This window comes from Erwinia persicina NBRC 102418, assembly GCF_001571305.1.
Taxonomy (GTDB): Bacteria; Pseudomonadota; Gammaproteobacteria; order Enterobacterales; family Enterobacteriaceae; genus Erwinia; species Erwinia persicina.
Genome location: NZ_BCTN01000021.1, coordinates 1 through 15,275, shown reverse-complemented (window position 1 = coordinate 15,275; position 15,275 = coordinate 1). Strand labels below are relative to the sequence as shown.

At 61.3% G+C, this 15,275-nt stretch carries 4 protein-coding genes; 3 read left to right on the top strand and 1 reads right to left on the bottom strand.

Translation table 11 applies throughout. The annotated features are described in order from the left end of the window. Positions 1–210 precede the first annotated feature (210 nt). A complete protein-coding gene (uvrA, locus tag EPE01S_RS18970) occupies positions 211–3,039 on the bottom strand; it encodes an excinuclease ABC subunit UvrA (RefSeq protein ID WP_062748288.1) in 2,829 nt (942 codons plus the stop codon). Positions 3,040–3,290: 251 nt separating this feature from the next. On the opposite strand from uvrA, the gene ssb1 reads away from it, so the two are divergent. The 3 genes from ssb1 to EPE01S_RS18955 form a co-directional block, all read left to right on the top strand. Next, entirely contained in the window at positions 3,291–3,845 is a 555-nt protein-coding gene (ssb1, locus tag EPE01S_RS18965; protein ID WP_062748286.1) for a single-stranded DNA-binding protein SSB1, read from the top strand. A 337-nt stretch (positions 3,846–4,182) separates the two neighbouring features. Beyond that, entirely contained in the window at positions 4,183–5,907 is a 1,725-nt protein-coding gene (locus EPE01S_RS18960; protein WP_062748283.1) for a ShlB/FhaC/HecB family hemolysin secretion/activation protein, read from the top strand. Between the two features lie 68 nt (positions 5,908–5,975). Next, positions 5,976–15,275 (top strand): hemagglutinin repeat-containing protein (locus EPE01S_RS18955; RefSeq protein WP_062748281.1); only part of this gene is annotated, 9,300 nt, incomplete at its 3' end.

Here is a 15,275-nt window from a genome sequence, read left to right as displayed (position 1 = left end):
GGTGGGAGCCGGCCGTGGAAATGCCTCGCCGTATCCGCAAAATGATGAAGGTTAAGCATAGTCAGATAATGGGGTGGGGGGTATGTCCAAAACTCGCTAAGTCTTGCCTGATTCTGCAAGATTTTGTGGAGATGGTAACAAAAGTGCAGTAAATAGCGGGAAAAGCTATGGCAGAAAAAAACGGGCCGGTGAGGAACCGGCCCGTCTGATTTAGCCCTGTAACAGCGGCTTGAGGAAGCGGGCGGTGTGCGATCGTTCGCACTCTGCCACGGTTTCCGGCGTGCCGGACACCAGGATTTCGCCGCCGCCGCTGCCGCCCTCTGGCCCCAGGTCAACGATCCAGTCAGCGGTTTTGATCACGTCAAGGTTGTGCTCAATCACCACGATGGTGTTGCCCTGGTCGCGCAGCTGGTGCAGTACGGCCAGCAGCTGTTCGATATCGGCAAAGTGCAGGCCGGTGGTCGGTTCATCCAGAATATACAGCGTCTGGCCCGTCCCGCGCTTCGACAGCTCACGCGCCAGCTTCACGCGCTGCGCTTCGCCGCCGGAAAGCGTGGTGGCAGACTGACCGAGCCGGATGTAGGACAGGCCAACATCCATCAAGGTTTGCAGCTTACGCGCCAGCGCCGGCACGGCATCGAAGAACTCTCGGGCTTCTTCAATGGTCATCTCCAGCACTTCGTGGATGCTCTTGCCCTTGTACTTCACTTCCAGCGTTTCGCGGTTATAGCGTTTGCCTTTGCACTGGTCGCACGGCACATAGATATCCGGCAGGAAGTGCATCTCAACCTTGATCACCCCGTCGCCCTGGCAGGCTTCGCAACGCCCGCCGCGCACGTTAAAGCTGAAACGGCCCGGCGTGTAGCCACGGGTACGAGACTCCGGCACCCCGGCGAACAGTTCACGGACCGGCGTAAAGATCCCGGTGTAGGTCGCCGGGTTAGAGCGCGGCGTGCGGCCAATGGGGCTCTGGTCAATATCGATCACCTTGTCGAAGTGCTCCATACCGGTGATATCACGGTACGGTGAGGCTTCGGCAATGGTTGCACCGTTTAACTGGCGCTGGGCAATCGGGAACAGCGTATCGTTGATCAGCGTCGATTTCCCGGAGCCGGAGACCCCGGTCACGCAGGTAAACAACCCGACGGGCAGCGTCAGGGTGACATCCTTGAGATTGTTACCGCTGGCCCCCGTCAGCTTCAGCACTTTCGCCGGGTCGCCTTTGACGCGCTGCTCCGGGATGGCGATGCCGCGTTTACCGCTGAGGTACTGCCCGGTCAGCGAGTCCGCGACTGCCATAATGTCATCGACGGTGCCTTCGGCGACAACCTGACCGCCGTGCACCCCGGCACCCGGGCCGATATCGATCACATGGTCGGCGGCGCGAATGGCATCTTCGTCGTGCTCGACCACAATCACCGTGTTGCCGAGATTGCGCAGATGCACCAGCGTTTCTAGCAGGCGCTCGTTATCGCGCTGGTGCAGGCCAATGGATGGCTCATCCAGTACGTACATCACACCGACCAGACCGGCACCGATCTGGCTGGCCAGACGAATACGCTGGGCTTCCCCGCCGGAAAGCGTCTCGGCGGAGCGGGACATCGACAGGTAGTTCAGGCCAACGTTGACGAGGAACTTCAGGCGATCGCCAATCTCTTTCAGCACTTTTTCTGCGATTTGCGCACGCTGGCCGCTGAGTTTCATGTTCTGGAAGAATTCCATCGCATGGCCAATGCTCATATCAGAGATGCTTGGCAGCGTGGTGTTTTCCACAAAGACGTGGCGTGCTTCGCGACGCAGGCGCGTGCCGCCGCAGCTGGTGCAGGAGCGGTTGCTGATATATTTCGCCAGCTCCTCACGCACGGCAGACGATTCCGTCTCTTTATAGCGGCGTTCCATATTGTGCAGCACGCCCTCAAACGGGTGACGGCGCACGGAGGTATCGCCCCGGTCGTTGACGTATTTAAATTCGATATTCTCTTTGCCTGACCCGTAGAGGATCACCTTGCGGCTCTCATCCGGCAGGGAACTGAACGGCGCTTCGATATCAAATTTCAGGTGCTCCGCCAGCGAGCGCAGCATCTGGAAGTAGTAGAAGTTACGGCGGTCCCAGCCGCGGATGGCACCCCCCGCCAGTGACAGATCCGGGTTTTGTACCACGCGATCCGGGTCAAAATACTGCTGCACGCCCAGACCATCACAGGTTGGACAGGCCCCGGCCGGGTTGTTGAAGGAGAACAGCCGCGGTTCCAGCTCGTTCATGCTGTAGCCACAGATGGGGCAGGCGAAGTTAGCGGAGAACAGCAGCTCTTCGGCGCTGGTGTCGTCCATATCGGCCACCACCGCGCTGCCGCCGGACAGCTCAAGGGCGGTTTCAAACGACTCTGCCAGACGCTGCGACAGGTCTTCACGCACCTTAAAGCGGTCAACCACCACTTCAATGGTGTGCTTCTTCTGCAGTTCCAGCTTCGGGGGATCCGACAGGTCACACACTTCCCCGTCAATACGGGCGCGGATATAGCCCTGGCTGGCCAGGTTTTCCAGCGTTTTGGTGTGCTCACCTTTACGATCTTTCACAATCGGTGCCAGCAGCATCAGGCGGCGGCCTTCCGGCTGGGCCAGCACGTTATCCACCATCTGGCTGACGGTCTGGGCAGCCAGTGTGACGTCATGATCCGGGCAGCGCGGCTCGCCCACGCGGGCAAACAGCAGGCGCAGATAGTCATGAATTTCCGTGATGGTACCGACGGTGGAACGCGGGTTATGCGACGTGGATTTCTGTTCGATCGAAATGGCCGGTGACAGCCCTTCGATATGATCGACGTCCGGTTTTTCCATCAGTGAGAGGAACTGGCGCGCATAGGCAGAAAGCGACTCTACATAGCGACGTTGCCCTTCCGCGTAAAGCGTATCGAACGCCAGCGAGGACTTACCAGAACCTGACAGACCGGTGACGACAATCAGCTTATCGCGCGGAATGGTCAGGTTAATGTTTTTCAGATTGTGGGTGCGGGCACCCCGTACTTCTATCTTATCCATTCACAATTCCCGGATTAGCACAAAACCTCACCATGCCTGCCCGGCACGGCCAGAAAGAAACGCATTATTATGGCACAAAAAAACCTGAATGGATAACCAGTGTTTTGCCGTAGAATGCCATGCGCAACGATGTCATACTGCAACAACAGCCCCGTTTTTCGAGGCAGCGCCTAAATGTAGGATCTCAGGGTAGCCCATGATAGAATTTTGCGCCTAGACTTACAGAACGAACATTAACCGGAGAGAGCAACATGGCCAGCAGAGGCGTAAATAAAGTAATTTTAGTCGGAAATCTGGGTCAGGACCCGGAAGTTCGCTACATGCCGAATGGCGGTGCCGTTGCCAACATTACTCTGGCGACCTCCGAAAGCTGGCGTGACAAGCAGACCGGTGAAACCAAAGAGAAAACCGAATGGCACCGTGTTGTGCTGTTCGGCAAGCTGGCCGAAGTGGCGGGCGAATATCTGCGTAAAGGTTCTCAGGTTTACATTGAAGGCGCACTGCAGACCCGTAAATGGACTGATCAGGCAGGCGTAGAGAAGTACACCACTGAAGTGGTTGTCAACGTCGGCGGCACCATGCAGATGCTGGGCGGTCGTGCTCAGGGCGGCGGCGCACCAGCGGGCGGCGGTCAGAGCGGTGGCAACAACAACGGTTGGGGTCAGCCACAGCAGCCACAGGGCGGCAGCAACAACCAGTTCAGCGGCGGCGCGCAGCAGTCCCGTCCGCAGCAGGCCCCACAGCAGAACAGTGCACCGGCAAATAACGAACCTCCGATGGACTTCGATGACGATATTCCTTTCTAAGAAAGGATCGCGATTAATATCGCTGAATAAGCCCCGCACTGCGGGGCTTTTTTTATGCCCTGAATTAAGAGAGGGCCTGAATAAACCTTCAGGCAGAGCGAAGACGTATCTGCCAGGGCGTTATTTTGTCCAAAGCGGGTTTGTAAGTATAAATTTCTAAGGAGTAACTTATATCCAGCCTTACGCGGAATGATAATCAGAATTAACTTATCACAGCGCGGAGGGTGATAATTAAAAAAGCAATTTCACGCTACTTTTGCTTGATATCCCCTTTTTTGAATGGATAATGTCCGAAAATTATAACGTCTAATTTCTCTGTAAACGGACTTTCATTAGAATGACTTTATCTTTTCGCTTTATTCAGCGCAGGGAAATCGTGCCTGTCCTTATGGGTGCGGTGCTGGCTTATTCTTCCCCCACTCTGGCTGCCCTTTTGCCCGACAGTGATGCCCGCCAGGCTGCCAGCCTGGATGCCCGGGAGCAGCTTCGACAACAGGCGCGGGAACGAGCGTTACAGCAGCAAAATGCGCCGGAAAGTGATGTCCGTCTGACGCGCCCCGGTGAGGTACTGCCGGACTACCCCGCGAATGAAAAACCCTGTTTCCCGATCCAGACTCTGCGTCTGAACGGCGATCTTGCGCCCCGCTTTCAGTGGGCGCTGGCGGCGGCAGACGGGGCAAAAGGCCGTTGCCTCGGCGGACAGGGGATTATGCTGGCTCTTAATAAGGTGCAGAACGCCATTCTCGCTGCGGGTTATGTCACCACGCGCGTAATGGCACAGGAGCAGGATCTGACAACCGGCGTGCTGACGCTGACGCTCCAGCCGGGGCGCATTGACCATGTTCGTTTCAGCCAGCCGGTGTCCTGGCGTGCCCGCATGTGGAATGCCGTCCCCGCCTCACCCGGCGACGTACTGAATCTGCGCGATATTGAACAGGGGCTGGAAAACTTTCGCCGCGTACCGAGTGCATCGGCCGATATCAGTATCCTGCCCGGCGGGCGGGATGGCACCAGCGATCTGCAGGTGAACTGGGCAGAGGGACGCCCGGTGCGCCTCAGCCTGGGACTGGATGACAGCGGTTCCAAAAGCACCGGCCGCTATCTCGGGTCCGCCACGCTGGCCGTGGACGCCCCGTTTGCCCAGAACGACCTGTTTTATGCCAACATCGGCAAAGATCTCTTCGATCACGGCCCGTTTGGCAACCGTTCCCATACCCTGAATTATTCTGTGCCGTTCGGCTACTGGGGGCTGGCCGCCAACTATAACAACTACACCTATCACCAGAACATTGCCAACGCCAACGAGGTGCTCAGTTACAGCGGGAAGAGCGATAACGTGCAACTGACGCTGTCCCGCCTGCTGTTCCGCAATCAGCTGCATAAAACCACACTGAATATGCGTGTCTGGCGCAAGCACTCGACTAACGCCGTCGACGGCATTGATATCGAACAGCAACACCGCCGGACGGCGGGCTGGGAGTTGGGACTCAGCCAGCGCAGCTACCTCAGCGATGCCACGCTGGATGCCAGCATTAACTGGCGGCGCGGCACCGGGGCCTTCGGCGCGCTGCGCTCCCCGGAAGAGGACACCCACAGCGGCAGCGCCCGTACCGGCATTGCCCTCGGGGATATCAGCCTGAACCAGCCGTTTACCCTGGGTGAAGAGCCGTGGCGCTATGTGACCAGCCTGCGCGGGCAGTGGAGCGCAAACCCGCTGACCCCTCAGGAACGTCTGGCGATTGCCGGGCGCTACACCGTGCGCGGCTTTGACGGGGAGCAGATCCTCTCCGGGGAGAAAGGGCTGATCTGGCGCAATGAGATGGCGTGGAATGTGCTGTCGCGCGGGCATGAGCTTTACGTCGCGCTGGACTACGGCCGCGTTGACGGGCCCGGCACCCGTTATCTGTCCGGGCATCAGCTGGCGGGCAGCGCCGTGGGCGTGCGCGGGGCGCTGTGGCGACGGTTCAGTTACGACCTGTTTGCCGGCGTGCCGCTGTATAAACCTGAACAATTCCACACATCAGGCGCCACGGCGGGCTTCAGCGTTAACCTGGAAATTTAACCGGCCGGCCGCCTGAGCGACAGCCGCATACTTCACTGAACGGATCTTACGCCTTCAAGGACGAACCCATGAACAAGCATTGCTATCGTCTTATTTTCAGCCGCACTCACGGGGAGCTGCGGGTGGTTTCGGAACTGGCCCGTAGCTGCAGCAGCGAACCCGGACAAACCCGTGCCACCGGAGCGCCTCGCCTGTGGGTAACGGTGCGCAGGGTGATATGGATGCTGGGTCTGACACTCTGTGCCGGCACGGCGACAGCCGGAGGGATTGTTGCCGACGGACAGGCGGGGGCGCAGCGCCCGCAGGTGATCGCGACCCAGAACGGCCTGCCGCAGGTGAATATTACCGCCCCCAACCAGGCCGGGGTCTCCCATAACCAGTACCGCCAGTTCGACGTCGATAAGAAGGGGGCCATCCTCAATAACTCCGCCTCAATGACCTCCACGCAGCTGGCAGGGATGATCCAGGGTAACCCGAATCTCAATCCCAAATCGGCCCCGGCCCGCGTCATTCTCAATGAAGTCAACAGCAACAACCCCAGCGAGCTGCGCGGGTTTCTTGAAGTTGCGGGTGGGCGGGCACAGGTCATTGTGGCTAACCCGGCGGGGATCGTCTGCAACGGCTGCGGCACTATTAATGCCGGACGGATGACGCTGACCACGGGTAAGCCCCAGTTGAATGCGGATGGCAGCCTCGCCGGTTATCAGGTCGAGCGCGGCACCGTGCGTATTGAAGGCGGCGGCCTGAACGGCGACGCGCGGCATGATACTGAGTATGTTGATGTGCTGGCGCGTGCGGTTGATATCAACGCGGGCGTCTGGGCCCGGCAGGGTCTCAACGTGGTCGCAGGACGCAATCGCATCAGTGCCGATGGTAAAACGGTGACGGCGCTGGCCACCGACGGTAAAGCCCCTGAGCTGGCGATTGATATGGGCCAGATGGGCGGCATGTACAGCGGCCAGATCCGCATGATCGGCACAGAGGCTGGCGTCGGGGTGCGCAATCAGGGGGGGCATATCCAGGCGGCTAAAACGCTGACCGTCAGCAGCGAAGGGAAGCTCACCTGGCAGTCCGGGAGCCAGGACGCAGTGACCCAGGCGGGAGGCGATATCCGCCTGGCGGCCAGAGACGCTGTTGACTATCAGGGTAAATTACACAGTGGTGGTCAACTTTACGTGCAGAGCCGCGAGGGTAAGCTGACGCAGACAGGCACCCTCGCGGCGGCGGGTGATGTGCAGCTCAACGCCATTCGCGGTATAGAGAGCAGCGGGCACCTTCTGGCGGGCAGCGATGCTAACAGCCAGATTAACCGCGAGGCCAGCCTGCGCCTGGAAAGCCAGGGCGATATTCGCGCCAGCGGCAGCCTGCTCAGCAAAAAAGATGTTGATGTGAGCGGACGCCGGGTCGACATCAGCGGCGCGAACGTCGCGGCCAGCCGTGCCCGGCTAAACGCGCGGGAAGGCGGCGCGGCGCTGCGATATGCAGCGATAGACAGCAAACAGCTTGTCATCAACACCGCCGCTGATATTGATGCGCGGCAGGCCAGGGTGAAAGCGGGCCGCTGGGACGTCGCTGCAAATAACCTGTTCAATCAGCAGGCCACCTGGTCCCAGACGGGAAGTGGTGAAAGTCGCTTCGCGCTGACGGGACGGCTGGACAACAGTGACGGCACCATAGAAAGCCGCCAGCTCAGCTTCAGTGCTGCAGCGCTGACCAACCAGCGCGGCAGCCTGCTGGCACTCGATAACGCGGCACAGCAGTGGCGAGTCAGTGGCCAGCTCGACAATGCGGGCGGCGAGCTGGGTAGCAACGGCGATCTGCGGCTTGACGCTGGTAGTCTGGACAATCAGAACGGCACGGTAAAAACCCAGGCAGCGCTGGTGGTGCATAGCTCCGGCGCGGCCAATAACGCGGGTGGTAACCTGCTGGCCGGTAACGCCCTGACGCTCAGCGCGGGCGGTGACGTCAGCAACCAGTCCGGCACCCTGAGCGGCGGCCAGCTCACTCTGAAGGCCGGGCATCTGGATAATACCCAGGGGCAGGTTATCAGTCAGGGCGACCTTGGTCTGACCGCAGACAGCCTGGATAACCAGCGTGGCCTCATCGGGGCGGGTAAAGAGCTGGACATTCACACCCGCGACTGGGACAACCGGAGCGGCACGGCGCAGGGCGAAACGTCACTGAAGGCGGTAGCGAACGCCGTCAACAACGACGACGGGAAACTGCTGTCAGGCCAGCAGCTGATCCTTAATGCTGCAGGGCGCACCTCCAACCGCGGAGGCGAAATCAGCGGCACGGTGCTGACGGTGAGCGCTGACAGCCTCGATAACACACAGGGTAAGGTGATTGGCCAACAGACGCTGGACCTGAATGCCCATCAGGGGCTGGACAACGACCAGGGACTCATTGGCGCAGGTAAAACGCTGGCGGCTCACACCGACGGCGACCTGAACAACCGTGGCGGCACGCTCACCGCAATCGGGCAGGCTACCGTAACGGCTCGGGACGTGCACAACGATGACGGCAAGCTGCTGGGTGGTGAGCAGCTCACCCTCACCGCGGCGGGGTTGCTCGCGAATGGAAAGGGTGAAATCAGCGGTCAGTCGCTGACGCTGACGACCGGCAGTCTGGATAATGCCCTGGGTAAGGTCATTGCCCAAAACGACGTCACCCTGACGTCGCAGCAGGGGCTGAATAATGCCGGCGGCTGGCTTGAGGCCGGTGATGGCCTCTCGCTAAACGTCGGGGGCGACTGGGATAACCGTGGCGGTACCGCCCAGGGCGGCCATCAGGTCAACGCCAGTGCGCAGTCGCTCGACAATACCAGCGGCAGGCTGCAGTCCGGTGGCGACCTGAGCCTTAACAGTACAGGCGATATCCTTAACCGCGCGGGCAAACTGAGCGCGCAGCAGGCAGTCACGGTTAACGCAGGCGCGCTCAGCCTGTTTGACAATGATGGTGGTTCGCTGCAGAGCGGCGGCACCCTGGCTCTGCAGGGCGGACGACTGACCAACCGTCAGTCTGGGCGGGTTTACAGCCAGAACGCACTGGCACTCAGCCTCGCCGGGGAATGGAACAACCAGGGCGGCACGTTGACCGGCAGCGGCAGCACGTGGGTACGCGCTGCAAACCTGTTGAATGCTCTGGGGACTGTCAACGCGCTGGACAGCCTGGACATGCAGTTCAGCGGGAAGCTGGATAATGGCCAGGGACGTATTTTCAGTCAGCTGTCGCAAAAGCTCGACGCGCAGGACATTGTCAATGCCAGCGGCTGGATGGGCAGCCAGGGCAGCTGGCACGCCGTCAGCGGCAGCTTTGACAACGCACGGGGCAGCGTGCAAAGCCAGCAGGATGCGCAGCTTTCAGCGAACCGGCTGGGCAATACCGAAGGTATCCTGCAGTCTGCGGCGGACCTGGTGCTGCACGTTGCGCAGGATATCGATAACCACGGCGGCAAAGTTTCCGCACAGGGGCTGCTTGCCGTACAGGGCCCGACTGCGGATGCCTCCGCCGGGGCAATCAACAATGCGGGCGGCCAGTGGCTGGCGGGAGAGGCACTGAACATTGCTGCCCTGAGCCTTAACAACACCCAAAACGGTGAGCTGTACAGTCAGAAGCTGCTGCGCCTGAACCTGAACGGCGAACTGGATAACCGCGGCGGCAGGCTGCAGAGCGGCGACGCGCTGTCGCTTGACGCAAAGGCACTGAACAATGCCGGTGGGACGACAGACGCCGGGCAGGCGCTGACGCTGCGCATCCTCAGCCTGTTTGATAATACCGGCGGTACAGTACGCAGCAACGGCGACCAGCGGGTAACGGCGGGCAATATCAATAACCGACAGGGTGTGTTCAGCAGCCTTGGTGACGTTGACCTGGCGACGGCACAGCTGGACAACGCCGGCGGCACGCTTATCAGTCAGGGTGCAGGCACCTATCACATCGACCGGCTTGACAACCAGCAGGGCAAGGTTCACAGCGCTGCATCGCTGACGCTTAACGCAACGCGGGTGAATAACCAGGGCGGCCAGCTCGTCGCAATGCAGGCGCTGAGGCTCAAGGCGGACGCGCTGGACAACAGCGCTCAGGGGACGCTCAGCAGCCAGGCGTCGCTTGACCTGCAAGCTGACAGCCTGAACAACCGCGACGGCGGCCTGATCCTGGGCACCACGCACACCGGCATCCGCGCGCGCGACATCGACAATGCGGCGGGACGGCTGCAAAGTGCGGGCACCCTCACCTTCACGGATGTCGCCACACTGGATAACCGCCAGGGACGACTCCTTGCCAACGGTCATATCGCCATTAATGCCGGACTGTCGCCGACCGACTCACCGCTCGCCCTGCTCAATCAGGGCGGACGGGTAGAGAGTGCCGGTGACCTGACCGTGCATACGCGCACCCTGGAAAATCAGCGGGGCACCCTGCTCGGTCTGCAGTCGCTCACGCTGAGCGCGCAGCAGGATTACACCCGCACCGCAGGCGAAACCGTCAGCAGCAACGGCACGGTGACGTTCTCCCTGAGCGGTGCCTTTACCAACCTGGCGGATTGGTTGCTACCGGGCGAACTTATCCTCAATGCGGGCAGCATCACCAATCCGGCGGCCCTGGTGGGCAAAACGCTACAGCTGACGGCCGGGACCCTGAAAAACACCGGACGCATCGAAGCGGACACCATGACGATGGACGTCGGTACCCTGGACAACGCCGCAGCGCTGATGGGCGACGACATTAGCGTGCGTGCGCGTGCTCTCGATAACCACGGTCAGCCTGCGGTGATCGCGGCGGCCCACAGCCTGACGTTGCGGGCCGGTGAGCGCCTGAGCAACCGGGATGGCGCCCTGCTCTACAGCGGCGACAGCCTGTCGCTTCACAGCGATGGCCTGATTGAGAACCGGGCGAGCTTTATCGAAGCGGACGGCAACGTTACTGTCGAGGCCCGCCGGCTGGACAATCTGCGCGAAGGGCTGGAGATAGAGCGCGATGCAGAAAAGAGCGACTACAAGTGGCATCGCTACAACTACTACTGGCGCACCTATGGTTCGGCGGTCAACCCCGATAAAAGCACCATGGCGCCGACCACCCAGCAGCTGACCTTCCAGGATGACGCGGCGGCGCAGAGCAACCGCTACGGCACCCTGCTGGCCATTGATGCGGCGGGCAAGCGCGCGCAGGTGCGCGTAAAAGACAACAAAGGCCAGCTGACCGACCTGTGGGTCAACTACCTGGCGCTTAAGCCGAATAACGACGGCAGCTACGCCATGACGTTCTATGAAACGCGTGGGGGAAATCAGCTGGCGACCATCCCGACGCCCTATCAAAACGGCTTTCACTGGGAGCACGACTGGACGCAGGTGCTGACCTGGGACCCCGAAAAGCACATTGATATCGACAGCGCACCGTTCGTCACCGATTACAACAATTTCCGCGAACGTAGCGAGAGCGGCACGGTGACGCGCGACAGGCTGGTCTCCGAAGGCATCGGCGCGCGCATTCTGGCGGGCGGCAATCTGCTGCTGCGCATTACCGGGCAGTTGCTCAATGACGCCAGCGTCATCACCGCCAACGGCAACCTGACGCAGGATGGCGGTGGCAGCGTGGACAATCGCGGTTACTCGGTCAATGAACGGCGGCAGGCCGTCATTGTCGACCATTACGACAAGGACACCCATCACTGGTATCCGACGTTCAACCGCGACGAAACCACGGCGCTGACCACCGTTGACGGCATTATTACCGGCAACGGCACGGTTACCATCAACGGCGCCAGCATTACCAACACGACGGTAAACCAGGCGCAAATCAGCCGGCTCGAGTCGGCATTAAACGCCGTGGACGCCGAACGTGCCGAACTGGAGCGCAACCCGCTGGCCTTTAAGGTTGAAGGTGCTGCTCCTCTGGGTGGCGACACCGCGCTTGCACCGGGCGAGCAAATGACCAGGCCGGGCGCCACAACGTCTTCGCCGCTGGGGCGCCCGTTGCTGCCGGCCGAGCTGGCGCTAACGCAGTTACAGCATCTGGGTAATGTAGCGACCGCCATTCCCAATAATGGCCTTTTTGCCCAGCATACGGCGCCCGCCAGCCCGTTCCTGGTGGTCACCGACGAACGCTTTACCCGCCGCGATAAGTTTATTAGCAGCGATTACCTGCTCGACCGGGTGGGTTATGACCCGGCGCAGGCACACAAGCGCCTGGGCGACGGTTTTTACGAGCAGCGCCTGGTGCGTGAGCAGGTGCTGGCACTCACCGGTAAACCGTCCGTCAGGGGGGAAGATGCGATGGCGCAGTACCAGCAGCTGATGAGCAACGGTAGCCAGGTCGCGCAGGACTTCCATCTGGTGCCCGGCGTGGCCCTGACGCCGGAACAGATCGCCGCGCTGCAGCAGGACATCGTCTGGCTGGTCAGCGAGACGGTACAAACGGCCGACGGTCCGCAAACGGTGTGGGTACCGAAGGTCTACCTGGCACAGAGCACGCTGCGCCTGACCGGGGATGGGGCGGTGATTGGCGGCGGCAATCTGCAGCTCTCGGCCGGCAGCATCACCAATGCCGGCAACCTGTTTGCCGACAAAGCCCTGACGGTCTACGCCGGGCAGTTCCTGCACCAGGGTGGCGACATCAAGGCCGGCACTGTTGACGTGCAGGCCGACACCCTGTCGATGAGTACCAACCTGCAGGACGCGCTGCGCCAGGCGACGATGAGTGCCGATGATATCAGCCTGCGCGGCACTGATATTCGGCTTGCGGGCGCGAAGCTGACTGCGGCTGACACCCTCAGCCTGAGCGCGCGCAACAATCTGACCATTACCACCGCCAGAAGCAGCCACACGGCTGACCTTGGGGTTATCTCCGGCTCGATGGGCAACCGCACCCGCGGCGGAACTGAGGCAGCCGGATCCCGGATGGCGCAGGTTAGCGGCGAATGGCAGCAGGCGCTGGGGAGTGAGCTTAACGCCGGCGGCAATCTCACGCTCAATGCCGGGCGTGACGTGACGCTGACGGGCAGCCAGGTTCAGGCAGGCGGCCAGTTGGGCGTACAGGCCGGCGGCAATATCAATCTCCTTGCCGATAAGACCACCAACACCACGCACCTGGACGCCAACAGCCGGACTTCGTCAGTCAGCAACAGCCGCGAGGAAGAGCGGCTGACGCTCAGTAGCCTCGGAGGCGATCGGGACGTGACCCTGGTAGCGGGCAACCAGCTGCTGGCCGAAGGCGCGCAGGTTGACAGTAAAGAGGGCCGCATCGGCATCAGCGCGCAGGACGTGACTATTCAGGACGCACGGACCCACACGCAGGATCAGGACCGTGAAAACAAACGCGAGGGCAAGACCAACAGTCATCGCATCGAGCAAACCACACGCGAGACCAGCAGCGGCAGTACCTTCAGCGGTCAGCAAGGGGTCACGGTTATCGGGCGTGGGGGCGACGTAACGGTCACCGGCAGCGCCCTGCACAGCGAACAGGGCGCCATCGCCCTGCAGGCGAAAAAGGATGTGACCCTTAATCACACCACCGACAGCGAACATCGCGTCTCCAGCGAGGAGAGTCGCGGCCGGAAAACCAAAGGTCAGCGCGCCGAAGAAACCCTGCGTGAAAATGTGGTGGGCAGTACCCTCAGCGGGCGCGACGGCGTCACGGTGGTGGCGCAGGACGGCAGCATTACCGCCACGGCAAGCGCCCTGCACAGCGAACAGGGGGCCATCACGCTGCAGGCGAAAAAGGATGTAACCCTCAATACCGCCACCGAACGCGAGTCAACCTTCAGTGAGGAACGATCTCAGAAAAAGGGCTTCCTGAAAAAAAGGAGCAGCCACAGCGTGGCGCATGATGCCACCACGCGTGAGAAAGGTACCCTGCTCAGCGGGGAGAGCGTCAGCGTCAGCGCCGGCAATGACTTGTCGGTCACCGGGTCGGCGATTGCCGCCGACCGTGACGTCAACCTGCAGGCCGGACATAACGTTGATATCGGTGCGGCCACCGAGACCGACACGCACTACCAGCTGGAAGAGAAGAAAAAGAGCGGACTGATGAGCTCCGGGGGCATCGGCTTTACGGTTGGTAAGCAGTCGAGCAAGCACGAAGTCGACGAAAAAGGTACGACCCAGAGCCAGAGTGTCAGCACCATCGGCAGCAGCCAGGGCAATGTCAGTATCACCGCAGGCAACCAGTTGCACATCGGCGGTGCCGACCTGGTGGCGACCAGGGACCTGAACCTTACTGGCGACAGCGTGGCTATCGACCCGGGCTACGACCAGCGCACCCGCAAGGAAACCTTCGAGCAGAAGCAGAGCGGGCTGAGCGTGGCGCTGTCGGGCAGCGTGGGCAGCGCGCTCAACGCCGCCGTCAGCACTGCGCAGCAGGCGAGAAAGGAAGGCGACGGACGCCTGAACGCGCTGCAAAACACCAAAGCGGCGCTGTCCGGCGTGCAGGCTGCACAGGCCTGGGCGCGTGACGACGCCCTGACCGGGGCGGCGGACGCGAAGAATGCTGCAGCCGGCCTGCAGTCGGGTGATAAAGGTGCCGCGCAGGGAGCCACCAACACCGTTGGCGTCACTGCCTCCTGGGGCAGCCAGTCGTCGAAGAGCGAAACCCGCACCGACAGCCACCAGTCGCAGGGCAGCACGCTCAGCGCCGGGCAAAACCTGTCGATAACGGCAACCGGTAAGAATAACGCCGCGCAAAGCGGCGATATCGCGATATCCGGCAGTCAGCTTAAGGCGGGCAAAGACCTGACGCTTGATGCGGCGCGGGATATTACCCTGCACTCCGCGCAGAATAGCGAATCCACAACAGGCACTAACAGCAGTAAAGGCGGCAACGTCGGCGTGGGTATCGGCGCCGGCACTGGCGGCTACGGCATCAGCGTCTCTGCCGGGGTAAACGCCGGTAAAGGGCATGAGAACGGCAACGGCCTGACCCATAGCGAAACCACGCTCGATGCGGGCAGCCATCTCAGCCTGACCAGCGGCCGCGACACCACTCTGCAAGGGGCGCAGGCCAGTGGGGAAAAAATCACCGTTGACGCAGGGCGCAACCTGACGCTGGCAAGCGAACGGGACAGCGACCGCTATGATGCGAAGCAGCAGAACGTCAGCGCGGGCGGCAGCTTCACCTTCGGTTCGATGACCGGTTCCGCCAGCGTCAGCGCCAGCCGGGACAAGCTGCACAGCAACTTCGACAGCGTTAAAGAGCAGACCGGGCTGTTTGCGGGCAAAGGCGGCTATGACGTCACCGTCAAAGAGCACACCCAGCTCGACGGCGCGGTGATAGCCAGCACGGCGGAGAGCGACAGGAACCGCCTCGATACCGGCACGCTGGGCTGGAGCGACATCCACAACCAGGCCGATTTTAAGGCCACGCACAGCGGC

Excerpts from the sequence above, each read along its gene's own strand:
- uvrA (WP_062748288.1), bottom strand. The coding sequence starts at position 3,039 with ATGGATAAGATAGAAGTACGGGGTGCCCGCACCCACAATCTGAAAAAC.
- EPE01S_RS18960 (WP_062748283.1), top strand. The coding sequence starts at position 4,183 with ATGACTTTATCTTTTCGCTTTATTCAGCGCAGGGAAATCGTGCCTGTC.
- ssb1 (WP_062748286.1), top strand. The coding sequence starts at position 3,291 with ATGGCCAGCAGAGGCGTAAATAAAGTAATTTTAGTCGGAAATCTGGGT.